The 22,025-nt window shown below is 67.2% G+C and carries 26 protein-coding genes; 7 read left to right on the top strand and 19 right to left on the bottom strand.

All coding sequences use genetic code 11. The features are described 5' to 3' along the window. The first annotated feature begins 20 nt into the window (after positions 1–20). Entirely contained in the window at positions 21–626 is a 606-nt protein-coding gene (locus EOW66_RS06010; RefSeq protein WP_128155537.1) for a DUF1285 domain-containing protein, read from the top strand. Between the two features lie 87 nt (positions 627–713). Here EOW66_RS06010 and EOW66_RS06015 read toward each other — a convergent pair whose 3' ends face one another. The 5 genes from EOW66_RS06015 to EOW66_RS06035 form a co-directional block, all read right to left on the bottom strand. After that, a complete protein-coding gene (locus tag EOW66_RS06015; RefSeq protein ID WP_128155538.1) occupies positions 714–1,643 on the bottom strand; it encodes a cation diffusion facilitator family transporter in 930 nt (309 codons plus the stop codon). Positions 1,644–1,713: 70 nt separating this feature from the next. After that, on the bottom strand, positions 1,714–4,563 hold the full coding sequence (polA, locus tag EOW66_RS06020) for a DNA polymerase I (protein WP_128155539.1): 2,850 nt from the start codon (positions 4,561–4,563) through the stop codon (positions 1,714–1,716). A gap of 136 nt (positions 4,564–4,699) precedes the next feature. Continuing rightward, a complete protein-coding gene (locus tag EOW66_RS06025; protein ID WP_128155540.1) occupies positions 4,700–4,894 on the bottom strand; it encodes a zinc-finger domain-containing protein in 195 nt (64 codons plus the stop codon). 97 nt (positions 4,895–4,991) lie between these two features. Further along, positions 4,992–5,372, bottom strand: a complete 381-nt coding sequence (locus EOW66_RS06030) for an HIT domain-containing protein (protein ID WP_113899558.1) — start codon at positions 5,370–5,372, stop codon at positions 4,992–4,994. Positions 5,373–5,382: 10 nt separating this feature from the next. Next, positions 5,383–6,957: a DUF5928 domain-containing protein gene (locus EOW66_RS06035; RefSeq protein ID WP_128155541.1), complete on the bottom strand. Its 1,575-nt coding sequence runs from the start codon at positions 6,955–6,957 to the stop codon at positions 5,383–5,385. Positions 6,958–7,106: 149 nt separating this feature from the next. On the opposite strand from EOW66_RS06035, the gene EOW66_RS06040 reads away from it, so the two are divergent. Next, positions 7,107–7,925 (top strand): sulfotransferase family protein, encoded by an 819-nt coding sequence (locus EOW66_RS06040; RefSeq protein WP_128155542.1) that lies wholly within the window; start codon positions 7,107–7,109, stop codon positions 7,923–7,925. A gap of 17 nt (positions 7,926–7,942) precedes the next feature. Here the strand turns inward: EOW66_RS06040 and EOW66_RS06045 are convergent, their stop codons facing one another. Genes EOW66_RS06045 through nth form a run of 3 tightly spaced genes read right to left on the bottom strand, consistent with a single transcriptional unit; the run spans position 7,943 to position 10,250 of the window. Beyond that, positions 7,943–8,608, bottom strand: coding sequence for a class I SAM-dependent methyltransferase (locus EOW66_RS06045; RefSeq protein ID WP_128155543.1), 666 nt, complete (start codon positions 8,606–8,608; stop codon positions 7,943–7,945). Positions 8,609–8,622: 14 nt separating this feature from the next. Beyond that, on the bottom strand, positions 8,623–9,609 hold the full coding sequence (locus tag EOW66_RS06050; RefSeq protein ID WP_128155544.1) for an adenosine kinase: 987 nt from the start codon (positions 9,607–9,609) through the stop codon (positions 8,623–8,625). After that, positions 9,606–10,250, bottom strand: coding sequence for an endonuclease III (nth, locus tag EOW66_RS06055; RefSeq protein WP_128155545.1), 645 nt, complete (start codon positions 10,248–10,250; stop codon positions 9,606–9,608). The genes EOW66_RS06050 and nth overlap by 4 nt, the downstream gene beginning before the upstream one ends. A gap of 149 nt (positions 10,251–10,399) precedes the next feature. Here nth and EOW66_RS06060 point away from each other — a divergent pair, with 149 nt between their 5' ends. From EOW66_RS06060 to EOW66_RS06075, 4 genes are all read left to right on the top strand, one after another. Beyond that, positions 10,400–11,332 (top strand): Hint domain-containing protein, encoded by a 933-nt coding sequence (locus tag EOW66_RS06060; protein WP_164881042.1) that lies wholly within the window; start codon positions 10,400–10,402, stop codon positions 11,330–11,332. A gap of 129 nt (positions 11,333–11,461) precedes the next feature. Next, positions 11,462–12,373 carry a methylated-DNA--[protein]-cysteine S-methyltransferase gene (locus tag EOW66_RS06065; RefSeq protein ID WP_164881061.1) on the top strand — a complete coding sequence of 304 codons (912 nt, stop codon included), beginning with the start codon at positions 11,462–11,464 and terminating at the stop codon, positions 12,371–12,373. Between the two features lie 106 nt (positions 12,374–12,479). After that, positions 12,480–13,148 carry an OmpA family protein gene (locus EOW66_RS06070; RefSeq protein WP_128155548.1) on the top strand — a complete coding sequence of 223 codons (669 nt, stop codon included), beginning with the start codon at positions 12,480–12,482 and terminating at the stop codon, positions 13,146–13,148. 112 nt (positions 13,149–13,260) lie between these two features. After that, the gene (locus EOW66_RS06075; RefSeq protein WP_128155549.1) at positions 13,261–14,034 is read left to right on the top strand and encodes a FadR/GntR family transcriptional regulator; all 774 of its coding nucleotides are present in this window, start codon (positions 13,261–13,263) and stop codon (positions 14,032–14,034) included. 76 nt (positions 14,035–14,110) lie between these two features. Here the strand turns inward: EOW66_RS06075 and EOW66_RS06080 are convergent, their stop codons facing one another. The 5 genes from EOW66_RS06080 to EOW66_RS06100 form a co-directional block, all read right to left on the bottom strand. Further along, positions 14,111–14,668, bottom strand: a complete 558-nt coding sequence (locus EOW66_RS06080) for a F0F1 ATP synthase subunit B (protein WP_128155550.1) — start codon at positions 14,666–14,668, stop codon at positions 14,111–14,113. Between the two features lie 4 nt (positions 14,669–14,672). Next, positions 14,673–15,224, bottom strand: coding sequence for a F0F1 ATP synthase subunit B' (locus tag EOW66_RS06085; RefSeq protein ID WP_128155551.1), 552 nt, complete (start codon positions 15,222–15,224; stop codon positions 14,673–14,675). Positions 15,225–15,300: 76 nt separating this feature from the next. Beyond that, complete coding sequence (locus EOW66_RS06090) at positions 15,301–15,537, bottom strand: F0F1 ATP synthase subunit C (RefSeq protein WP_113899546.1); 237 nt, start codon at positions 15,535–15,537, stop codon at positions 15,301–15,303. 59 nt (positions 15,538–15,596) lie between these two features. Beyond that, positions 15,597–16,367: a F0F1 ATP synthase subunit A gene (locus tag EOW66_RS06095; protein WP_275402042.1), complete on the bottom strand. Its 771-nt coding sequence runs from the start codon at positions 16,365–16,367 to the stop codon at positions 15,597–15,599. 2 nt (positions 16,368–16,369) lie between these two features. Further along, positions 16,370–16,714 (bottom strand): AtpZ/AtpI family protein, encoded by a 345-nt coding sequence (locus tag EOW66_RS06100; RefSeq protein WP_128155552.1) that lies wholly within the window; start codon positions 16,712–16,714, stop codon positions 16,370–16,372. Between the two features lie 213 nt (positions 16,715–16,927). Between EOW66_RS06100 and EOW66_RS06105 the strand changes: the two genes are divergently transcribed. Beyond that, positions 16,928–17,299: an ArsR/SmtB family transcription factor gene (locus tag EOW66_RS06105; protein ID WP_128155553.1), complete on the top strand. Its 372-nt coding sequence runs from the start codon at positions 16,928–16,930 to the stop codon at positions 17,297–17,299. A 136-nt stretch (positions 17,300–17,435) separates the two neighbouring features. On the opposite strand, the gene EOW66_RS06110 is transcribed toward EOW66_RS06105, so the two are convergent. From EOW66_RS06110 to sdhA, 6 genes are all read right to left on the bottom strand, one after another. Continuing rightward, positions 17,436–18,308: an urea carboxylase-associated family protein gene (locus EOW66_RS06110; RefSeq protein ID WP_128155554.1), complete on the bottom strand. Its 873-nt coding sequence runs from the start codon at positions 18,306–18,308 to the stop codon at positions 17,436–17,438. Positions 18,309–18,407: 99 nt separating this feature from the next. Next, entirely contained in the window at positions 18,408–18,587 is a 180-nt protein-coding gene (locus EOW66_RS06115) for a hypothetical protein (protein WP_128155555.1), read from the bottom strand. Positions 18,588–18,767: 180 nt separating this feature from the next. Continuing rightward, a complete protein-coding gene (locus EOW66_RS06120; protein WP_128148069.1) occupies positions 18,768–19,550 on the bottom strand; it encodes a succinate dehydrogenase iron-sulfur subunit in 783 nt (260 codons plus the stop codon). A gap of 5 nt (positions 19,551–19,555) precedes the next feature. Further along, positions 19,556–19,873, bottom strand: a complete 318-nt coding sequence (locus EOW66_RS06125) for a hypothetical protein (RefSeq protein ID WP_164881043.1) — start codon at positions 19,871–19,873, stop codon at positions 19,556–19,558. 26 nt (positions 19,874–19,899) lie between these two features. Further along, entirely contained in the window at positions 19,900–20,208 is a 309-nt protein-coding gene (locus tag EOW66_RS06130; RefSeq protein ID WP_113899538.1) for a succinate dehydrogenase, read from the bottom strand. Then, positions 20,208–22,016, bottom strand: coding sequence for a succinate dehydrogenase flavoprotein subunit (sdhA, locus tag EOW66_RS06135; RefSeq protein ID WP_128155557.1), 1,809 nt, complete (start codon positions 22,014–22,016; stop codon positions 20,208–20,210). The genes EOW66_RS06130 and sdhA overlap by 1 nt, the downstream gene beginning before the upstream one ends. Between the last annotated feature and the right edge of the window lie 9 nt (positions 22,017–22,025).

Here is a 22,025-nt window from a genome sequence, read left to right on the forward strand (position 1 = left end):
GACCCAATCGCAAAGAGCCGATGACCGAGACCGACGACTCACAAAAGACCGTGAAAGCCCCGAGTGCCGAGGGCATCGCCGCCGCGGCGACACAGGCGCACCGCAAGGGGCCGCCGCCCGTGCACCTGTGGAACCCGCCCTTTTGCGGCGATATCGACATGGAGATCCGCCGCGACGGCACCTGGTTCTATCTGGGCACTCCAATCGGACGGGCGCCGCTGGTGAGGCTTTTCGCTTCGATCCTGAAACTTGAGGACGGGAAATACTTTCTCGTCACCCCGGTCGAGAAAGTGGGCATCCGCGTTGTCGACGCGCCTTTCGTCGCGGTCGATTGCGAGGTCTCGGGCAGCGGCGCCGATCAGGCGCTGACCTTCACCACGAATGTCGGCGACGTGGTCACCGCCGGGCCAGAGCACAGGATCCGCGTCACCCGCGCGGCCGATGGCGAACCCAGCCCCTATGTCCACATCCGCCGCGGGCTCGAGGCGCTGATCGACCGCAAGACCTTCTATCGGCTGGTGGAGATCGCCACCCCCGCGCCGCATGAGGGGCGCGACTGGCTCGGCCTGTGGTCGGAGGGCGTCTTCTTCCCGATCATCCCGATGGCGGAGCTGAGCGGGATCTGAGCCCCCGGCCGGGCTGGGCGGGACGGCGCGGCGGGGGCTGCCTGCTCCCGCACCCCCGGGAGTATTTTTGCCAAGAAAAAGACGGCGTCAGGCGCAGCCGCCGGCCGCGGCCTGATCGGCGCAGCCGGCGGCGCGGGTCTCGGGCTCGAGCGTGGCGTGGCGGATGTCGAACTCGGCCGCGAGCATCGCCTTGGCCCGGGCGATGGTTGCGGCGTAATCCGCGCCCTCGGCCAGCACCAGATGCGCCTCGAGCGCGTCGCGCTTTTCGTCAAGCGCCCAGATGTGCAGATGGTGCACGCCCTCGACCCCCTCGATCGCGGCAAGGCGGGAGGCGACGTCGCCGCAATCGCATTCGGGCGGCGCGCCGAGCATCAGGATGCGCAGCACCGGCCGGATCTCGCCCGCGACATGCCACAGGATGATCGCCGAGATCGCGATGGTCAGCACCGGATCGACGAGGCGGAAATCCCACAGCAGGATCATCACGCCGCCGACGATCACCGCGACCGAGGCGCCGGCATCGGCCAGATTGTGCAGGAAGGCGGCGCGGATGTTCACGCTGTCCTTCGCCAGGCTGAAGGTCAGCGCCGCGGTGCCGAGGTCGATGGCAAGGGCGAGGAGCGCCAGCCAGACCACCGGCCAGCCCGCGACCGCGGGCGGGTTCGCCAGACGGCCCGCGGCCTCGGCCAGAAGCCACAGCGCGACGAGGATCAGCGCAACATAGTTCACCAGCGCCGCCACCACCTCGGCCCGGTCCCAGCCGAAGCTCATCGCGGGGCTCGGACCGCGGCGGGCGAGACGGCGCGCGCCGAAGGCAAGGACCAGCGCCGCCGCATCCGAGAAGTTGTGCACGCCATCGGCGATCAGCGCGACGGAATCGGCCATCCAGCCGCCGATCACCTGCGCGACGGTCAGCAGGACGTTGATCGCCACCGCCCAGACCACCAGCCGGTCGCCGGTCTCGGCGCTCAGCTGGGGATGGTGATGGCCGTGGTCGTGGGCGTGGTCGTGCGGCATGGGAGGGTCCGGTGCTGGCGCCGCCCGGGGGCGGACGGCCGCCTCATCCTTGCGCCACCTGCGGCCGGGGTCAATGCGCCTCGGCCCAGCTCGCCCCCTGCCCCGCCTCGACGACGAGCGGCACCGAGAGTTTCACCACCGGCTCGGCCGCACCCTCCATGATGTCGCGCGCGGCGCCCGTCAGTCGCGCGACATCGGCCTCGGCCACCTCGAAGATCAGCTCGTCATGCACCTGCAAGAGCATCCTGGCGTCGAGCCCGGCGATTGCCGCGGGCATCCGGATCATCGCGCGGCGGATGATGTCGGCCGCCGCGCCCTGGATCGGCGCGTTGATCGCGGCGCGTTTGGCAAAGCCCGCCCGCGGCCCCTTGTCGTTGATCTCGGGGGTGTGGATCTTGCGCCCGAACAGGGTGCGCACGAAGCCGTTCTCCTTGGCGAAGGCGATGGTGCTGTCCATATAGGTGCGGATGCCCGGGAAACGCTCGAAATAGCGGTCGATGAAGGCCTGCGCCTCGGCGCGCGGGATGCGCAGGTTGCGGGCAAGACCGAAGGCCGAGATGCCGTAGATCACCCCGAAGTTGATCGCCTTCGCCTGCCGGCGCACCATCGGGTCCATGCCCTCGATCGGCACGCCGAACATTTCGGAGGCGGTCATCGCGTGGATGTCGAGCCCGTGGAAGAAGGCGTCGCGCAGGGCCTGGATATCGGCCACATGGGCGAGGATGCGCAGCTCGATCTGGCTGTAGTCGAGCGAGACGATCCGCCGGCCCGCGGGGGCGACGAAGGCCTCGCGGATGCGCCGCCCCTCGTCCGAGCGGACCGGGATATTCTGCAGGTTCGGATCGGTCGAGGCGAGCCGGCCGGTGTTCGCACCGGCGATGCTGTAGGAGGTGTGCACGCGCCCGGTGTCGGGGTTCACATGGCCCTGCAGCGCGTCGGTATAGGTCGATTTCAGCTTCGAGATCTGGCGCCAGTCGAGCACCTTCGAGGCGAGCCGCGCGGCCTTCGGGTTGGTGTCCTCGAGCGTGGTGATGTCCTCGAGCACATCGGCGCCGGTCGACCAGGCGCCGGCCTTGCCGCGCGCGCCGCCCTCGACCCCCATCTGCTCGAACAGGATCTCGCCGAGCTGCTTCGGCGAGCCGACGTTGAAGGGCTGCCCCGCCACCTCCTGGATCTCGGCCTCGAGCCCGGCCATGCGCTGTGCGAAGACGTTCGACATCCGGGCAAGAACCGAGGTGTCGACCTTCACCCCCGCCATCTCCATCTCGGCCAGCACCGGCACCAGCGGGCGCTCGAGCGTCTCGTAGACGGTGGTCACCTCGGCGCGGTGCAGCATCGGCGCGAAGCGGCGCCAGAGCCGGAAGGTGATGTCGGCATCCTCGGCCGAATAGGGCACGGCCTTGTCGATCGCCACCTTGTCGAAGGTGATCTGCGCCTTGCCCGAACCGAGGAGCTCCTTGATCGGGATCGGGGTGTGACCGAGGTATTCCGTGCTCAGCGCGTCCATGCCGTGGCCGTGCAGGCCGGCGAACATCGCATAGCTCATCAGCATGGTGTCGGCGATCGGCGCGACGCGGATCCCCTGCCGGGCGAAGATCTTCCAGTCGTATTTCATGTTCTGGCCGATCTTCAGGATGGCCGGATCCTCGAGCACGGGCTTCAGCAGCGCCAGCGCCTCGGCCGGGTCCATCTGCCCTGCGGCGCGCTCGACCCCGCCGAAGAGGTCGTCGCCGCCGCTGCTGTGGCCGAGCGGCACATAGGCCGCCCGCCCGGGCGCGGTGGCGAGCGAGACGCCGACCAGATCGGCCTGCATCTCGTCAAGCGAGGTGGTCTCGGTATCGACGGCAAGAACCCCGGTCGCGCGCGCCTCGGCAAGCCATGCGGCCAGCGTTTCGCCGTCGCGGATGCAGACATAGGCGGCGGTATCGAAAGGCGCCTCGGGGACAGCGGCGGGCGCGGTGGCGCGCGCGCCGGCGCCGGCACGCTCGGGGGCGGTCTCGGACACCGCGGCCGGGGCCGCAACCGGCACCTCGAGGCCGAATTTCTCGGCCACCCGCTTCGTCAGGGTGCGGAATTCCATCTTGTTCAGGAACGCCATCAGCGCCGCGGGCTCGGGGTCCTTCACTTCAAGATCATCGAGGGTGAAATCGAGCGGCGCGGCATCGTCGAGGGTGACGAGGCGCTTCGACAGCCGGATCTGATCGGCAAAGTCGATCAGGGTCTGGCGGCGCTTCGGCTGTTTCACCTCTTCGGCACGGGCAAGCAGCGTCTCGACATCGCCGTATTCCTGGATCAGCTGTGCCGCGGTCTTGATACCGATGCCGGGTGCGCCCGGCACGTTGTCGACCGAATCGCCGGCGAGCGCCTGCACGTCGACCACCTTCTCGGGCGGCACGCCGAATTTCGCCTCGACCTCCTCGGGGCCGATCGTCAGGTTCTTCATCGCGTCGAGCATCTCGACGCCGCCGCCGACGAGCTGCATCAGATCCTTGTCGGAGGAGATGATGGTGACCCGCCCGCCCGCCTCGCGCGCCTCGCGGGCAAGCGTGGCGATGATGTCATCGGCCTCGAACCCTTCCATCTCCTTGCAGGCGATGTTGAAGGCGCGTGTCGCCTCGCGGGTCAGCGGGAACTGCGGGCGCAGATCCTCGGGCGGCGGCGGCCGGTTCGCCTTGTATTCAGGGAAGATTTCCGAGCGGAAGGTCTTCGAGGAATAATCGAAGATCACCGCCGCATGGGTCGGCGCGTCGCCGTTCTTGGCGTCCTCGATATAGCGGAAGACCATGTTGCAAAAGCCTGCCACAGCTCCCACCGGCAGCCCGTCCGACTTGCGGGTCAGCGGCGGCAGCGCGTGATAGGCGCGGAAGATGAAGGCAGAGCCGTCGATCAGATGCAGGTGGCAGCCTTTGCCGAAAGCCATGGGGTCCCTCCGTTCAGGCCCCCGTTGTGCCACAGCCGCGCCCGCCCCGAAACCCGAAACGCGGCCACGAATGCGAACGGGCGGCCCAAGGGCCGCCCGCATGCGCGCAAGGATGCGCACAAAAATGCATCAGGTCTCAGTGACCGGATTGCGCGTGATCACGGTCGATCACGTATTTCTTGTCGCAATAGGGGCATTCGACCCAGCCCGTGTCGTGCGGGATCGTCAGCCAGACGCGCGGATGGCCAAGCGCACCCTCGCCGCCGTCACAGGCGACCTTCCAGCTGGTCACGACTTGCGTCTCGGGGGCGTCGGGGGCGGTTGCGGTCATCTGCGGCTCCGTGAAATGCGGCGCGGTGGCGCCTTTGGCGGCATATTAGCGATTGCCGGGAACGGGGCAAGGGGCCCCGAACCCGCCGCCCTGCCCCTCAGTCGAGGTCGAGCATCCGGCCAAGCGAGCGGCCGCCAAGGATGTGCAGGTGGAAATGCGGCACTTCCTGCACCCCGTTCTCGCCGGAATTGGTGATCGCGCGGAAGCCCTTGCCGCCGTCCTTCGCCTCGATCCCGAGCATCGCGCAGACCTTGGCACAGGCGCGGGTGAAGTCGATGATCTCGGCATCCGAGGCTTCGGCGCAGAAATGGTCGTAGGTGACATAGGGCCCTTTCGGGATCGCCAGCACATGCACCGGCGCCTTCGGCGCGATGTCGCGGAAGACAAGCGTGTGCTCGGTCTCCAGCACGGTGTTGTTCGGAATCTCGCCGCGCAGGATGCGGGCGAAGATGTTGTTCGTATCGTAGACGTAAGCCACGGGTCTCTCCTCAGTCGACGAACAGATAATGGGTCGCCGCGATGTCCTGCGCAACCTCGGGTTCGACGTTCAGGAAACGGGCAAGCGGCGTCGCGTTCTCCTCGGCGCGCACGCTTTCGCGCATCCGCACGAACATCGGGAAGCGCGCGTCGCGCATCCGGTCGCTCTCGAATTTCAGATCGAAGCGCACCGTCGGCAAGAGCCGGTCGATCACGTCCTGCGGCGTGCTGTCACCGGCGAGACCGATGCGCCGGGCATGGCCGATGAGATAGTCATCGGTGAAGTCGCACTCGACCTCGAGGATGCGCACCGTCGCCTTGTCCGAGGCGAAATCCTGCATCATGTCGAAATCGGCCGGATCGACGCAGATGATCAGCTTGTCGGTGCGGAAATAGTCGAACAGCATCCGCACCAGCGCCCGGCGGTGGCGGTTGCGCTTTTCCACCGTGCGCTCGATGCCGCCCAGATGCGGCAGGCCGCCCTCTTCATGGAACAGGTACTCGACCGCGGGAATGCCGGTGCGCAGGCGGATCTGCTCGACCAGCCGCTTCGCCACATGCCACTTCTTGCACACCACCATCATCAGCGTGCGCTCGCGCCCGAGGCTCGCTTCCGTTTCCCAAAAGCGCGGCGCGAAGCGGCGCCCGATGCGGCCGCGGCCGGTCAGGAACTTGTAGAGCGACCGCCCCTCGTTCGAGATCGGGAAGCTGACGCCGGTCTGCGTCCACAGCTCGCCAAGCCGCTGCTTGAGCTCGGCCGCGTCGGCGCTGATCTTGCGCGCAAACAGGAAGTCCTGCGCCAGCAGCAGGTCGTAATGATCGTTGTAGAAGGTCACCGGCATGCCGTAGTCGGTGAACATCAGGAAGGTGAGGGTCCGGGTGCGGATCTCCTTCTCCGGCACGACATGGCGCACGATGGTCTGGAAGAAGGTCTCGTCGGGGATCCAGGTGGTGCGGAAGAAGCGCATCACGTCGGGCCGCTCGGTGCAGAAGGCCAGCACCGCCTCGATGGTGTGCCGGCGCAGGCACCACCATTGCGAGCCGATCATCATCTGGATGTCCTCGGGCACCGCCCGGGCCAGGCCAAGCGCCTTCTGCAGCTCGAAGCTGCGGTAGAACAGCCAGCTTTGCGTGCGCTCGTTGAACCAGTGGCGATAGATCAGCCGCTCTTCCTTGATCCCGGTCTTGATCCAGTCCGAGGCGAAGAAATCGAAGCTTTCGATATAGTCGACATCGGTCGCATCGAGGAAGGCATGGGCGAATTCGGCGGTCTTGATCTGCATGCAGTCGCCCGAGAGCATGTAGAAATGCGTCGCCTCGGGAAAGGCCGCGACCGCAGCCTTCACCGCCTCGAGCGTCGCCGCGACAAGGCTCCACTCGCCCCAGCCGCATTTCAGCCGCCGCGCCGCGAAGGTGACCGAGGGGTTGTCGGCAAACGCGCTGCGGATCTTCTCGAAATCGGCCGGTTTGGCGCGGGCGTCGAAATGGATCGAGACGTAATCGCCGGTTGCCGTCAGCCGCTGCGCCTGCGCGATGATCCCGTCCGGGTCCTTGTGCGTCAGCAGGATGAAGGCGATTTTAGCCATACCAGAAACAGTTCTTTCGCCCGTTACGTACTATCTGCCTTGATACCGTCAAAGAACATTGAAAAGACAGAGGTTCTTTGATCTGTAGTGAGTAAATATTTCGGCCACGACGTCAAGATGACGCCCGGTCGTTCAAGGAGGCAAGATCCATGGGTTTTCCAGGAACGTGGATGACGGAAAGCGAAAGCGTCGTCTATCGGGTGGTTCCGAAATGCGCCTGCTCGTCGATCGGGCAGATCATGTTCTACTCCGACCATGGCCGGTTCTTCGACGGCGATATCCATGATTCGACCTCCGGCCTGCACAAGTGGTCGCAGGAGGACAGCCAGAAGCTGATCGAGAAGAACGTGAAGGCGCACAAGAGCTATGCCTTCACCTGCGTGCGCAACCCCTATGCGCGGCTGCTCAGCTCGTTCTTCGACAAGATCGCCGGCATCCAGCGCAACGGCAAGCGCTACCGCGGCAATCTGGTGCCGCAGCTGATCCAGCGCTACGGCGTCGAGGTCGGCGCGCCCGAGGACAATTTCGAGTTCGACCAGATCAAGTCGTTCCGCCGCTTCCTGCTGTTCGCGCGCGACACCATCCGCTGGCGCCGGCCGATGGAACCCGACATCCACTGGTCGGCGATGTCGGGCCATATCTCGACCTTCATCGTGAACGGCGGGCGTTACGACAACATCTTCTTCACCGAGAAGTTCAACGAGGGCATGCAGTCGGTGCTCGACCACATCACCACGCCGGTGCCGGTCGATCTGGCCAAGGTGCCGAAGTTCAACGAATCGGAAGGCCACGGGCCGAAGCGCGCGCACAAGGTCAGCGAATATTTCGACGACCTGTCGCGCCACCTGATCTGGGAGATCTACAAGAAGGACTTCCAGCTGTTCCGTTACGATTTCGACAACCCGGACAACAAGTATCCGCTGGGCGAGGTCGATCTCGACGAGGTCCACGCCAAGCTCGGCAACTGAGCCCGACCGGCGCCGCCTCAGGCGGCGGCCGGCACGGCGGTGAACAGCACCTGCCCACGCGGCAGGCGCAGCGTCTCGCGTGTGGCGATCCAGCCGGTCTGCGCGGCAAAGCCGTGCACATCCGCCTCGAGCAGGTGATAGGGCGGGCGGATGTCATGGGTGACGACGCCATCGGGCTGCCGGTAGGGCTGCGCCGCGGTCACCGCATCGGGGGCGAGGAAGACGGTGAACAGGAACCGTTCCAGCCGCGAAAACCGCCGCAGCCCGGTCATCGCGCGCCGCAGCATCGCCATCGGCAGATGCGGGAAGACGGCGAAGGCGATGGCGTGGGTGATGGTGTCGGGCACGCCCGGAAAGTCGAAGCGCGCATCCTCGATCAGCTGCGCCGGATCGAGCCGGGCCGGATCATCCAGTTCCGCCGCATGGCCCGCCAGCAGGATCGCGCGCGAGGCATCCGTCGCCCAGTAATGGCCCGGCTCGAGATAGGGCACCGCCTTGCAGCCAAGCCGCAGCGAGCCCGCGCCGATGTCAAGGAGCGTGTGGCCGGGCAACAGCCCCGCCGCGCGCAACGCGCCCATCTGCGCCGCCCCCGTCTCGTCCCAGCGGCCACCGACGATCTCGCGGTGGCGCCCGCGCGCCAGCTCGCGCGCGTAGAAGGCGTCGTCATAGGGCGAGGCGGCCATGCTCCCGGCCCCGCTCAGATCAGGCCCTTCGCCCGGAACAGCGCCTTGATGTCGCTTTCGGGACGCGCGCCGTAATGGCTGATGACCTCGGCCGCGGCGACGCAGCCCATGGCGCCCGCCACCTGCAGGCTCTGCCCGGTGGCATAGCCATAAAGGAACCCCGCCGCGAACTGATCGCCCGCCCCGGTCGCATCGACCGGCACCACGCGGTGCACCGGCACCTCGACCCGCTCCGCGCCGCGGATCAGCACCACATCGGCGCCCGAGCGGGTGCAGACCACCAGCCCGCACTCCGACGACGCCTGCGCCAGCGCCGTCTCGAGATCGGTCTGATAGAGCGATTCCCACTCGTGCTGATTGCCGATGACGTAATCCATCTCCTCGGCCACCAGACGGCGGAAGCTTGCGCGGTGACGGTCGACGCAGAACGGGTCCGACAGTGCGATCCCCGCCTTGCCGCCGCCGCGGTGGCAGCCCTGCGCGGCCTTCAGGAACGCCGCCTTGCCGTAGTCCTTGTCGAAGAGATATCCCTCGAGGAACAGGATCTCGGTGTTTTCCACCACCTCGAGCGGCACGTCCTCGGTCGAAACCTCGGCCGAGATGCCGAGATAGGTGTTCATCGAGCGCTCGCCGTCCGGGGTGACGAAGATCATCGAGCGCGAGGTCGGCAGCTCGGCCGCGGCGACCGGCGGGTTCGGAAAGCCCGTGCCCTCGCCCTGCAGTGCCGCCTCGTAGAAGCGGCCAAGCGCATCGTCGCGCACCCGCCCGATGAAGGCAGTGTCGAGGCCGAGATTGCCGAGCCCGGCGATGGTGTTGCCGACCGAGCCGCCCGGCGCCTGCGTGCGCTCGCGCATCGCGGCATAGAGCACCTCGGCGCGCTCGCGCTCGATCAGCTGCATGATGCCCTTCTCGATGCCCATCAGCTCGAGGAAGCTGTCGTCGCATTGCGCGATGACATCGACGATGGCGTTGCCGATGCCGACAACCTGATAGTTCTTCACGCGGTTTTCTCCTCGAAGGCGCACAGGTCGCGGATCAGGCAATCAGCGCAGCGCGGCTTGCGCGCGGTGCAGATGTAGCGGCCATGCAGGATCAGCCAGTGATGTGCGTGTTGCTGGAATTCGACGGGCACGTTGTCCTCGATCGCGCGCTCGACCGCCTCGACATCCTTGCCCGGGCAGATGCCGGTGCGGTTGCCGATGCGGAAGATATGGGTGTCGACCGCCTGCGCGGGATAGTGGAACCAGATGTTCAGCACCACATTCGCGGTCTTGCGCCCCACCCCCGGAAGGCTCATCAGCGCGGCGCGCGAGGACGGCACCTCGCCACCGAAGCGCTCGACGAGGATCGCGCTGAGCTTCATCACGTTCTTCGCCTTCTGCCGGAACAGGCCGATGGTCTTGACGTGTTCGATCAGCCCCTCCTCGCCGAGGGCAAGCATCCTTGCGGGCGTGTCGGCGATCGGGAACAGGCTGCGGGTGGCCTTGTTCACCCCCGCATCCGTCGCCTGCGCCGAAAGCGCCACCGCGACGAGCAGGGTGAAGGCGTTGGTGTGCTCGAGCTCCCCCTTCGGGTTGGGCTCGGCCGCCGCGAAGCGGCGGAACACCTGCTGCATGGTTTCATAGTCGAACTGGCGTGCCATGCCCCCTTCTGCCCGCCCCGCCCCGCGCCGGCAAGGGGGCTGTGCCAGGGCCGGGAAATTTCGCGCCGGGGCGGTGCCGTTAACCCGACATTTTCTCTGTTGCGCGAAGATCGGCTGGGAATCGGCGCGCAAGACGGCAGGAGAGGATGATGCAGGTTGGCTACCCGGTGTCGGCGCTCAGCTTCGACCCGCAGCGCAAGGTCTGGTCGCTGGCCCCCGGCTTCGATCCGGGCACGATGCTGTGGCGGCTGGTCCAGACCGAAGACGGGGCCGAGCTGCGCGACGCGCTCGACCGCCCCATCACCAGCGGGATCGCCTCGTCCGAGCTGCCGCTGCTGCTGCGCGCGGCAAGCGGGCGGATGCTGCGGCTCGAGCGGATCGACATCGACGGGCAGCCCTGCCTCTTCATTGCCTCCGAACCGCTCGCTTCCGGCGCCGACTATGCCGAGCTGCCGCATCCCGCCACCGCCGGCCGCGCCGCCGGCCCCGAGGAGATCGCCCGCCTGCCCGCCCTCGGCCCCGGCACGATGATCGCCACCGCCGACGGGCCGCAGGCGATCGACTGGCTGCGCCCGGGCGACGAGATCCTCACCCGCGACCACGGGCTGAGGCCGCTGGTCTGGCTCGGCCATCATGTGATGCCGCTGCGCGCGCCCGCGGTGTCGCGCCCGCTGCGGATATCCGCCGCGGCCTTCGGCCCGACCCATCCCGAGCACGAGACCATCGCCTCGCCCGGGCTTGGCATCCTGCTCGCCGGCCCCGAGCTGAAATTCTGGTTCACCGAGGGCGAGATGTTCGGCCGCGTCGCCGAGATCTGCACCGCCCCGCGCCTCGAGGGGCGGCAGTCGCTCTACACCCTGCTGTTCGATGCGCCCGAAATCGTGCTGGCGAACGGGATCTGGGTGAGTTCGGTGCAACTCGACGCCGCCTATGCGGCGCTGCTGCCGGCCGAGCTGCGCATGACCTTGCGCCCGCGCCTTGCCGAGGCCCATGCCGAGGCGGCGCGGTCCTGGCTCGAACGCTGGGAGGTCGAGATGTTCTGCCGCGCCCGCAATGCGCGGCGCCGGGTGATCGCCGCCTGAGACGCCGAAAGCGCAGCTTTCGGGTCGCGTCGGCGCGCTGCCTCGGGATAGGATCGGTTGTCCCGTCCTGACCCGAGCCCGCCGATGTCCGACACTGCCCTTCCCCCCGCCGCCCTGCCCCCCGCCGCCCTGACCGACGCCGATGCCGAGGCGCAGCGGCAGGATTACCACTACCGCGTCATCTCGCGCGCGCTGCACGAGATCGACGCGGCCCGGGCCGAGGCGGCCGCGGGCGGGCACCGGCGCGAGCTGCCGCTGACCGATCTGGCGGCCCGGCTCGGCTTCTCGCCCGCGCATTTCCAGCGTGTGTTCTCGGCCTGGGTCGGGGTCTCGCCGAAGCGCTATCAGCAATACCTGTCGCTCGATCTGGCGCGCGAGCTGCTGGCCGAACGCCTGCCGCTCGAGGAGGTCGCCGCCAGTGCGGGCCTCTCCGGCCCGTCGCGGCTGCATGATCTCTTCCTTCGCTGGGAGGCAATGACCCCGGGTGAATTCGCCGCAGGCGGCGGCGGGCTGACGATCCGCTGGGGCCGCTTCCCCTCGCCCTTCGGCGAGGCGCTGGCCTTCGCCACCGCGCGCGGCCTGTGCGGCCTCGCCTTCACCGCCGAGACCGGTTTTGACGCGGCCTTCGCCGACATGGCGGCGCGCTGGCCCGGCGCCACGCTGCGCGAGGAGGCCGACGCGATCCGGCCCTGGGTCGAGGCGGCGCTCGGCGGCCGCGGCGAGGCGGCGCTGACGCTGATCGGTGCCCCCTTCCAGATCAAGGTCTGGGAGGCGCTGCTTGCCATCCCCTCGGGCGAGGTGACGACCTATTCCGAGATCGCTGCACGGATCGGCAATCCTGCGGCGGTGCGCGCTGTCGGCACCGCGGTCGGGCGCAACCCGATCAGCTACCTGATCCCCTGCCACCGCGCCTTGCGCAAGTCGGGCGGGCTTGGGGGCTATCACTGGGGCCTGCCGGTCAAGCGCGCGATGCTGGCGCGCGAGGCGGCACGGCGCGAGGCCGGCATCGCCCCGGCGCTGTTGTGCCTCGCCCAGAAGTGATGGGCAAAGAACCGCCACCCGCACAGATCGGATGGAACAAATCCCGGGGGATCGCGTAGAACGGGTGAGACGCCTCAAGGGCGCATTCCCACGCGAGAGCACGGACATGAAGAAGAACATCCCCTTCCTCGTCGCGGCCGCCGGCCTGATCGGCCTGACCGCCTGCACCGACACCTACGGCCCGGGCTATGACGCCTCGACCGACCCGAACGCCAAACGCAACTCGGGCGCGATCACCGGCGCGCTGATCGGCGGCGTCTTCGGCGCGACCCGGCGCGGCGACGACAAGCTGGCGAAGGCCGCGACCGGCGCGATGATCGGCGGGCTGATCGGCGGCGCGATCGGCAACCAGCTTGACAAGCAGGCGCAGGAACTGCGCCGCGACCTCGACACCAACGGCGTCTCGGTGGTCAACACCGGCTCGCAGCTCGTCGTCACCATGCCGCAGGACGTGCTTTTCGCCACGGACAGCTCGGTGGTGCGTGGCGATCTGCAGCGCGACCTCTACACCCTCGCGGGCAGCCTGAACCGCTATCCCGACACCACGGTCGAGGTGGTGGGCCACACCGACAACACCGGCGACGCGAACTACAACCAGCGTCTGTCGCAGCAGCGCGCCGATTCCGTCGCGCAGATCCTGATCGGCGCCGGCGTGCCGCGCTCCCGCCTCGTCGCCTATGGCCGCGGCGAGGATCAGCCGGTCGCCTCGAACCTCACCGTCGAGGGCCGCGCGCAAAACCGCCGTGTCGAGTTCATCATCCGCCCGAACAACTGAGCGGCAAGACAGTGCGAGCAAAGGCCGGGGCCCCCGCCCCGGCCTTTTTTGCTGCGTCCCCCATTGCCCGCCCCCGGATGTGGTCATACATCTTGACCAACGGGGGGAAGAAATGCCGTTCCAGAAAATTGAATCCGAAAAGCTCGCCTCGGCCGTCGTGCGCCAGATCGAAGGCCTGATCCTGCAGGGCATCCTGCGGCCCGGCGAACGGCTGCCCTCCGAGCGCGAACTGTCCGAGCGCCTGGCCGTTTCGCGCCCCTCGCTGCGCGAGGCGGTGGCCGAGCTGCAGGAAGAAGGCCTTCTGACCACCCGCGCGGGTTCGGGCATCTTCGTTGCCGACGTGCTCGGCTCGGCCTTCTCGCCGGCGCTGATCCGGCTGTTCGCGCGCGACGAGCAGGCGGTGTTCGACTATCTCTCGTTCCGGCGCGACCTCGAGGGGCTGGCGGCCGAGCGGGCCGCGCGGCTTGCCTCGGACACCGACCTGCGGGTGATCGACACCCTCTTCCAGCGCATGGAAGCCGCCCATGCGAAGCGCAACCCGGCAGACGAGGCCGCGCTCGATGCACAGTTCCACATGGCGATCGTCGAGGCCGGACACAATGTCATCACCCTGCACATGATGCGCGCGATGTTCGAGCTGCTGCAGGAAGGCGTGTTCTACAACCGCCAGATCATGTTCCGCAATCGCCCCACGCGCGACGCGCTGCTGGAGCAGCACCGCGCGATCAACGCCGCGATCCAGGCGCGCGACGGGGCGGCGGCACGGGCGGCGGTGGCCGGGCACATGGAATTCGTCGAAAAGGCGCTGACCGAACAACGCAAGGCCGAGCGCAACGAGATGCTGGCGCAGATGCGCCTGCGTCACGAGGCGGAGAAGACCGGCTGAGGCGCCCCGGCGCCACCGCCCGGACATGAAAAAACCCGGCCTCGCAGCCGGGTTTTCGGTTTTCGGTCGGCTCGTCTCAGTTGAGCCGGGCCTGCACCTCAGAGATCGCGCTGTCGATCAGCCCGGCCTTGCGGTCGGCCGTCATCTGACCGGCGAGAACCTCGCCCGCAGCGGCAATCGCCACCTGCACGGCACGGTCCTTGACGTCCTTCAGCGCCGATGCTTCGGTCGAAGCGATCTGCTCCTCGGCCGCCTTCAGACGACGGGCGATCGAGGCCTGCAGCTCGGCCTTGGCATCCTCCGCCGCCGCCTGCGCATCGCGCTTCGCGGCCACCACGATGCCCTCGGCCTGGGCCTGGACCTCACGCGCCTTGCGCTCGTAGGAGGCAAGGATCGACTGAGCTTCCTCGCGCAGCGCGCGGGCCTCGTCGAGCTCGGACTTGATCGTGTCGGCGCGCTTGTCGAGCAGGGAGCCGAGCAGCGCCGGAACCTTGAACTTGACGATGATCGCCACGAACAGAAGGAAGGCGATCAGCACCACGAAGTTCGGGTTGCGCAGCGAGAAGAACGGCCCTTCCTCGGAGGCGAGCGCCGGCGAGGCGGCGAGGATGAGAAGAAGCGTGAGTTTTTTCATGGTCTCAGCCCTTCACCCGTGCGCTGACGGCCGAGGCAAGCGCCCCGGTGTCGGCCTGCCCGCCGAACGCGACGACGATCTCGGCCGCGGCATCGCGCGCGACGGCTTCCACCGCCTCGAGCGCCCCGGCGCGGATCTCGTTGATCCGGCCTTCCGATTCCGCGGCGCGCTTGGCGATCTCGGTATCGGCCCGTGCGATCGCCACGTCGAGGTCCTTCTGGATCTCGGCCTTGGTTTCCGCGATGATCTTCTGTGCCTGGGCCCGGGCATCCGCGAGCGCCTTTTCATAGGCGGCCTCGGCGTCCTTCGCCTTCAGCTTGTAGTCCTCGGCGGCGGCGATATCGCCGGCGATGGTGCTCTGACGATCGGCCAGAACCGCGGAGATCCGCGGCAGGGCGATGCGCGAAAGCATCCAGTAGATCACGACCAGCGCAACGCAGAGCCAGAAGATCTGGTTCGGGAAGGTCGAAAGATCAAGCTGCGGCATCGGCACGGCGGCCGCGGCACCATGCGCCGCATCACCCGCCATCTCGGCCACTTGCTGTTCAGTTTCCATATCGTCCCCCTGGACCCTCAGATAACCGGATGGGCCCGCGTGCGGACCCATCCGACCGAAAGGATTGGATCAGGGATCAGACCGCGAACAGCAGCAGCAGGGCGACGAGGAACGCGAAGATGCCCAGAGCTTCGGCGAAGGCCATGCCGATGAACAGCGTGGCGGTCTGGCCGGCGGCGGCCGACGGGTTGCGCAGCGCGCCGTTCAGGAAGTTGCCGGCGACGTTGCCAACACCCATGGCGGCGCCCGCCAGGCCGATGCAGGCCAGGCCCGCGCCGAGGTATTGACCGAATTCCGAAATGCTGCCTTCCATTGGGATGCTCCTTGAGGATTGGAAAGGTTGTAAGGGTGGTCTCGTCTGCGTCCCGGGCCTCAGTGGCCCGGATGCAGCGCGTCTTTCAGATAGACGCAGGTGAGGATGGTGAAGACATAGGCCTGCACGAGGGCGACGATCACTTCGAGCCCGTACATCGCGGTGACCGCGAGGACCGAGAGCGGGGTGACCAGCACGCCGACGGCGGCCGACATCAGGATCACCGGCGCGAAGCCCGCGAAGACCTCGATCACGGCGTGGCCGGCCATCATGTTGCCCGCAAGTCGGATCGAGTGGCTGACCGGACGCACGAAGTAGGAGATCACCTCGATCACCGCGAGGACCGGACGCAGCACGAGCGGCGCCGAGCTGACCCAGAACAGGCCGAGGAAATGGGTGCCGTTCTTCACGAAGCCGACGACGGTCACGGTGACGAAGACCAGGATCGCCAGCACGCCGGTGACGGCGATATGCGCGGTCGGCGTGAACGAGAGCGGGATCAGGCCGAGGAAGTTCGAGAAGACGATGAACAGGAACAGGGTGAAGATGTAGGGGAAGAACTTCAGCCCTTCCTTGCCGGTCACATCTTCGACCATCTTGTGGATGAAGCCGTAGACGAGCTCGGCGAGCGACTGCATCCGCGACGGGATGATGGCGCGGCCACGGGTGCCGACGACGAGCAGAAGCGCCATGCAGATCAGCCCGATCGCCATCCACAGCGTGACGTTGGTCGGCGTGTACCAATGGATCGCCCCGTCCCCGAACAGGGGATGGATCTTGAAAGGTTCCATCGGATGGAACGCCAGACCTTCGCTCGCTTCTTCCGCCACGTCTATTTTCCCTCTGCATCGGAGGCCGGGGCCGCCGCATGTGCCTTCTTGTTCATCTCTTCGGCGGAGCGGATCATCACCCGGATCCCCGCCACGAGACCAAGGAGCGTGAACACCAGCATCAGCCAAGGCTTCGTTCCCGCGAGCGCGTCGAGCCCAAATCCGATGCCGAAGCCGATCCCCAGCCCCGCAACCATCTCGATCACCATCCGCCACGCCATGTCGGCCTGACGGAACTTGTCATCCGCCGCGGGCTTCGGAGCCTTTTCCTTGCGCAGCTCGGCCAGGCGACGCTCCAGCACGGCAAGGCGCTCGGGATCGTGCCGGTCCGAGGGACGGTTGGTCATCGGCTCCCCCGCAACAACTTCGGGCCTTGATAGACTTCACCGCCCTGTGAGTCAACGCCGTTAGCGCCGATCAGGACGCACTCCAACCCATTGTTTGGAAAGCATTTCCGGAATCATTTCGCGGCCCGGCACCCGCCCCGCCCGGCGCGACGGGAAAATCGCATATTCAACCTTCCGGTTGACGTTTTTCCACCCCCGGCCCATCACAGGGCGATGAGACCCTCGGCCAACGCCCCCCTCGACGCCGTCTTCGCCGCGCTGGCCGACCCCACGCGCCGCGCGATCCTGACCATGCTGCTCGAGGACGACATGGCGGTGACCGACGTCGCCGAGCCCTTCGAGATGTCGCTCGCGGCGATCTCGAAGCACCTCGCCATCCTCGCCGAGGCCGGGCTGATCTCGCAGGAAAAGCGCGGCCGGGTGAAATGGTGCAAGCTCGAACCCGCGGCGATGGCGGGCGCGGTCACCTGGATCCAGAGCTTCGGCCAGCTCGAACCGATCGACCTCGACGCCTTCGAGCGCTTCCTGGAAACGGAATTGCGCGACACGGATGGCGCGGAGGGGGCGCTGCCCCCTCGGCCCTGACGGGCCTCACCCCCGGGATATTTGAGGCAATTGGAAGCAGCGGCCGAACCTTCCCGGCTTCCAATTGCTGCAAATATCCTCGGGGGGTGAACCGGCCGCAGGCCGGGAGGGGGGCAGACAGCCCCCCTGCCCGGCCTCAGCCGAGATCCGCTCCGTGGCTGCGATCATACCCGCTCGGCGCAGGCGGTGCCCAGCCGGCCGGTGCCTGTTGCGGGCGGTAGATCTCAATCTTCAGCGGATGGCAGGCTGCAGCGTCAGAGCTGTGCTCCGAGGAACAGTCGCCGCCCGGGCAGGCCGAGAGCGCGCCGGTGAGGTCGATCTCGGCGAAGAATTCGAGGAAGTCGCCCGGCCGCACCGGGCTTGCCTTCATGAAATACTGCCCGGTATCGCGGGTGAAGCCCGTGCACATGAAGACATTGAGCACGTCGTGGACATGGCGTTCGGCCTCGGCAAGGCTCAGCCCGCGCGCCGCTGCGAGCGCCCGGGTCAGGTTCGAGTGGCAGCAATGGTGGTAGGTCTCGCCGCCCGACAGCAGTTGATGGGTATAGGGGTCACAGCGGGTGCCGATCACGTCATGCACCGAGCCGCCATATGCGTCGAAACCGTACCAGTCGAGCGTGTCCTCGGTGATCGTCGCCATCGGTCGCAGGTGGGGCAGCGAGGACCAGAGCTGATCGCCGGTGCTCAGATGCGTGCCATGCAGCGCGCGGGTCTTGCCGGAATAGAAGCGTTCGCTCAGATCCGCGGCATGCCACAGGTTCAGATCGCCCACCTGCGGCCCCTCGATCGAGGTGATGCGGAAGAAATGCCCGGCCGGCACCTCGAAGACCCGCGCCTCGCGCGGCGGCACGATCACCTCGTCGATCAGGTCCCAGCCGGGGCGCACGGCGCGATAGCCCGCCACGTCGGGGTGCGGCAGGGTCTCGACGGGATAGCAGATCACCGGCGGGATCGCCCGTCGCGCGGCGGCATCGGCGGGGGCGGCATGGTCTGGACGGGAGAGTTTCATCGCGGCTCCTTGGCTGGTGCCTTATCCTGCCATGGCCCCGGCAAAACAAAAGCCCCGGCGCGACGCCCGGGGCTTCGGTTTCGACATCGGTCGGTGCGCTCAGGCGGCCGAGTAATACCCGAACATCTGTTCGATCGGGGTTTCGACGGCGGCGATCGCCGCGGTGGCCGAGACCTCGTCTTCGGGGATGTAATAGGCATAGGCCTGATCCAGAACCCGCAGCGCCTCTTCGGCCTTTTCGCGTTCGGACGCCTTCACGAATTTGACGATCTTCGACATGGAACTCTCCTGTGGTCGGATTGAGTTCCTCCCTGCCGGTCCATGTAGGGGATCGGGGGGCGCCTGGGAAGGGGCGCGGGCGCAAGGGTGCCATGCAGATGCTGCAGTGCAGCAAATCGTCACACCCCGGACAGGCAGGGGCCCCGGATCGCTCCGGGGCCCCGATCGTGTGGTGCCGCCTCAGACCTGACGGCTGACCATCAGCCGCTTGATCTCGGCGATCGCCTTCGCCGGGTTCAGCCCCTTCGGGCAGGTCTTGGTGCAGTTCATGATGGTGTGGCAGCGATAGAGCTTGAACGGATCCTCGAGCGCGTCGAGACGCTCGGCCGTCGCCTCGTCGCGGCTGTCGATGATCCAGCGATAGGCATGGAGCAGCGCCGCCGGGCCGAGGTAGCGGTCCGAGTTCCACCAGTAGCTCGGGCAGGAGGTCGAGCAGCTGGCGCACATCACGCATTCGTAAAGACCGTCGAGCTTGCGGCGGTCCTCGATCGACTGGCGCCATTCCTTCTCGGGAACGTTGGTCTTGGTCTGCAGGAACGGCATGATCGAGGCGTGCTGCGCGTAGAAATGCGTCAGATCCGGGATCAGGTCCTTCACCACCGGCATGTGCGGCAGCGGGTTGATCTTGACGGTGTCGCCCTTGATCTCGTCGAGACCATAGATGCAGGCGAGCGTGTTGATCCCGTCGATGTTCATCGCGCAGGAGCCGCAGATGCCTTCACGGCAGGAGCGGCGGAAGGTCAGCGTCGGGTCGATCTCGTTCTTGATCTTGATCAGCGCGTCGAGGACCATCGGACCGCATTTGTCCATGTCCAGGAAATAGCTGTCGACGCGCGGGTTCTCCCCGGTGTCCGGATCCCAGCGATAGATCTGGAACTTGCGCACATTCTTGGCGCCTTCCGGCTTCGGCCAGGTCTTGCCGACGCGGATCTGCGAATTCTTCGGAAGCTTGAACTGAACCATGGTTTTCACCCTCTCCAGTCGGTTCTGGCGTAAAGCGGCCGCGTCGGCATGCGGCCGGATCTCTGATAGACGCAGCGGTCATAGGCCGCTGACGGGTCTCCTTGCGTGCGCAGCCCGAGATTGAGCCGCACCTTGGCGGTGGTGCGCGGGCCGGAACTGGTCATGCCGATGCCGGCTTCGCCCGAAACCGGAGGTTCCGGCACGACCTGGCGGAAGCACTGCGCCTCGGCCTGCTCGACGGGCACGGGCCCGCAGCCGGCCAGAAGCGGCGCGAGCGCGACGCAGGCCAGCCACGGCAACCGCCGCACCCCCTGCCCCGTCATCTCGCGGCTCCGCTCCATCGCTCCCCTCACAGCACGCCGAGCCCGTTGCGCGCGATGCACGACATCGTCGCGGGGCGCTGCGCAATGGTCATCACCGTCGAGACGGTGTCGGCGCTGACGCCGACGACCGCCCCCTTGGCGATGCTGTAAACCTCGCCCATCGAGGCGTTGTCGATGATGCAGTCGGTGACGGGGGCGGCGTTCACCCCCGGCATCTTCTGCGCCACCACCCCGTTGACCACCGATTTGGCCTGAGCGCGCGCGACTTCCTCGGCGCTCTGCCCCATCGTGCAGGCCGACAGGGCCGCCGCCGCAAGGAGCGAAAGACCGCGCATCAGTAGACGCGCGCCTTCGGCGCGATCTTCTTCAGCTCGATCCCGCCCTCGTCCTGCGGCGTCAGCGGATTGACGTGGACCGCGCGATAGCTGAGGTCCACCGTCGCGCCGTGCACGCGCATGATCGAGTGCTTGCGCCAGTTCACGTCGTCGCGGTCCGGATAGTCCTCGTGCGCATGCGCGCCGCGGCTTTCCTTGCGCGCCTCGGCACCGACGATCGTCGCCAGGGCGTTCGGCATCAGGTTGGTCAGCTCGAGCGTTTCCATCAGGTCCGAGTTCCAGATCAGCGACCGGTCGGTGACGTGCAGGTCGTTCATCTTCTCGGCGACGGCGGTCATCTTGACCACGCCCTCGGCCAGGGACTTGTCGGTGCGGAACACCGCAGCGTCCGACTGCATGGTCTTCTGCATCTCGAGACGCAGCGCGGCCGTGGGCACCGAGCCCTTGGCGTAGCGCAGCCCGTCGAAGCGGTCGAAGGCCTTGTCGATTGCCGATTTCGCCGGCGTCGGGATCGCCTTCTCCCGGTCGATGACCTCGCCGGCGCGGATCGCGGCGGCGCGGCCGAAGACCACGAGGTCGATGAGCGAGTTCGAGCCGAGACGGTTCGCCCCGTGCACCGAGGCACAGCCCGCCTCGCCCACGGCCATCAGGCCCGGAACGACGGCATCCTGGTTCTCGGCAGTCGGGTTGATGACCTCGCCCCAGTAGTTCGTCGGGATGCCGCCCATGTTGTAGTGCACGGTCGGCAGCACCGGGATCGGCTCCTTGGTCACATCGACGCCGGCGAAGATCTTCGCCGATTCCGAGATCCCCGGCAGACGTTCGGCCAGCGCTTCCTTCGGCAGGTGCGAGAGGTTCAGGAAGATGTGGTCCTTGTGCTCGCCCACGCCGCGACCTTCGCGGATCTCGATCGTCATGCAGCGCGAGACGACGTCACGCGAGGCCAGATCCTTGTAATGGGGCGCATAGCGCTCCATGAAGCGCTCGCCTTCGGAGTTGGTCAGATACCCGCCCTCGCCGCGCGCACCTTCGGTGATCAGGCAGCCCGAGCCGTAGATGCCGGTCGGGTGGAACTGCACGAATTCCATGTCCTGCAGCGCGAGCCCCGCGCGCGCCACCATGCCGCCGCCGTCGCCGGTGCAGGTATGCGCCGAGGTCGCCGAGAAATAGGCGCGGCCATAGCCGCCCGTCGCCAGCACGACCATCTTCGCGGCGAAGACGTGGAAGGTGCCGTCGTCGAGCTTCCAGCACAGCACGCCCTCGCAGGTCTTGCCGTCTTCGCTCATCAGCAGGTCGAGCGCGAAATACTCGATGTAGAATTCCGCGTTGTTCTTCAGCGACTGGCCGTAGAGCGTGTGCAGGATCGCGTGGCCGGTGCGGTCGGCCGCGGCGCAGGTGCGCTGCACCGGCGGGCCTTCGCCGAATTCGGTGGTGTGGCCGCCGAACGGGCGCTGATAGATCTTGCCCTCTTCGGTGCGCGAGAACGGCACGCCGTAGTGTTCGAGTTCATAGACCGCGGCCGGGGCGGCGCGCACCATGTATTCCTGCGCGTCGGTGTCACCGAGCCAGTCGGAGCCCTTGACGGTGTCATAGAGGTGCCACTGCCAGTTGTCCGGGCCCATGTTCGAAAGCGAGGCGGCGATGCCGCCCTGCGCCGCCACGGTGTGCGAACGGGTCGGGAAGACCTTGGTCACGCAGGCGGTACGCAGGCCCTGTTCGGCCATGCCCAGCGTCGCGCGCAGGCCCGCGCCGCCGGCACCGACCACCACGACGTCATAGTGATGCGTCTCGTAAGGATAAGCTGCCATTTGTGTCGT

This window comes from Paenirhodobacter huangdaonensis, assembly GCF_004022465.1.
GTDB lineage: Bacteria > Pseudomonadota > Alphaproteobacteria > Rhodobacterales > Rhodobacteraceae > Rhodobacter > Rhodobacter huangdaonensis.

What these genes read in the sequence shown, in the direction of transcription:
- nth (WP_128155545.1), bottom strand. Translation starts at nt 10,250, where the DNA reads ATGGCACGCCAGTTCGACTATGAAACCATGCAGCAGGTGTTCCGCCGC.
- EOW66_RS06130 (WP_113899538.1), bottom strand. Translation starts at nt 20,208, where the DNA reads ATGCGCGGTCTTTCGCTCCTTGCGGCGGCGGCCCTGTCGGCCTGCACG.
- EOW66_RS06120 (WP_128148069.1), bottom strand. Translation starts at nt 19,550, where the DNA reads ATGGTTCAGTTCAAGCTTCCGAAGAATTCGCAGATCCGCGTCGGCAAG.
- EOW66_RS06060 (WP_164881042.1), top strand. Translation starts at nt 10,400, where the DNA reads ATGCAGGTTGGCTACCCGGTGTCGGCGCTCAGCTTCGACCCGCAGCGC.
- EOW66_RS06110 (WP_128155554.1), bottom strand. Translation starts at nt 18,308, where the DNA reads ATGAAACTCTCCCGTCCAGACCATGCCGCCCCCGCCGATGCCGCCGCG.
- EOW66_RS06115 (WP_128155555.1), bottom strand. Translation starts at nt 18,587, where the DNA reads ATGTCGAAGATCGTCAAATTCGTGAAGGCGTCCGAACGCGAAAAGGCC.
- EOW66_RS06080 (WP_128155550.1), bottom strand. Translation starts at nt 14,668, where the DNA reads ATGAAAAAACTCACGCTTCTTCTCATCCTCGCCGCCTCGCCGGCGCTC.
- EOW66_RS06035 (WP_128155541.1), bottom strand. Translation starts at nt 6,957, where the DNA reads ATGGCTAAAATCGCCTTCATCCTGCTGACGCACAAGGACCCGGACGGG.
- polA (WP_128155539.1), bottom strand. Translation starts at nt 4,563, where the DNA reads ATGGCTTTCGGCAAAGGCTGCCACCTGCATCTGATCGACGGCTCTGCC.
- EOW66_RS06010 (WP_128155537.1), top strand. Translation starts at nt 21, where the DNA reads ATGACCGAGACCGACGACTCACAAAAGACCGTGAAAGCCCCGAGTGCC.
- EOW66_RS06125 (WP_164881043.1), bottom strand. Translation starts at nt 19,873, where the DNA reads ATGACGGGGCAGGGGGTGCGGCGGTTGCCGTGGCTGGCCTGCGTCGCG.
- EOW66_RS06040 (WP_128155542.1), top strand. Translation starts at nt 7,107, where the DNA reads ATGGGTTTTCCAGGAACGTGGATGACGGAAAGCGAAAGCGTCGTCTAT.
- EOW66_RS06085 (WP_128155551.1), bottom strand. Translation starts at nt 15,224, where the DNA reads ATGGAAACTGAACAGCAAGTGGCCGAGATGGCGGGTGATGCGGCGCAT.
- EOW66_RS06090 (WP_113899546.1), bottom strand. Translation starts at nt 15,537, where the DNA reads ATGGAAGGCAGCATTTCGGAATTCGGTCAATACCTCGGCGCGGGCCTG.
- EOW66_RS06070 (WP_128155548.1), top strand. Translation starts at nt 12,480, where the DNA reads ATGAAGAAGAACATCCCCTTCCTCGTCGCGGCCGCCGGCCTGATCGGC.
- sdhA (WP_128155557.1), bottom strand. Translation starts at nt 22,016, where the DNA reads ATGGCAGCTTATCCTTACGAGACGCATCACTATGACGTCGTGGTGGTC.
- EOW66_RS06105 (WP_128155553.1), top strand. Translation starts at nt 16,928, where the DNA reads ATGAGACCCTCGGCCAACGCCCCCCTCGACGCCGTCTTCGCCGCGCTG.
- EOW66_RS06075 (WP_128155549.1), top strand. Translation starts at nt 13,261, where the DNA reads ATGCCGTTCCAGAAAATTGAATCCGAAAAGCTCGCCTCGGCCGTCGTG.
- EOW66_RS06045 (WP_128155543.1), bottom strand. Translation starts at nt 8,608, where the DNA reads ATGGCCGCCTCGCCCTATGACGACGCCTTCTACGCGCGCGAGCTGGCG.
- EOW66_RS06015 (WP_128155538.1), bottom strand. Translation starts at nt 1,643, where the DNA reads ATGCCGCACGACCACGCCCACGACCACGGCCATCACCATCCCCAGCTG.
- EOW66_RS06025 (WP_128155540.1), bottom strand. Translation starts at nt 4,894, where the DNA reads ATGACCGCAACCGCCCCCGACGCCCCCGAGACGCAAGTCGTGACCAGC.
- EOW66_RS06100 (WP_128155552.1), bottom strand. Translation starts at nt 16,714, where the DNA reads ATGACCAACCGTCCCTCGGACCGGCACGATCCCGAGCGCCTTGCCGTG.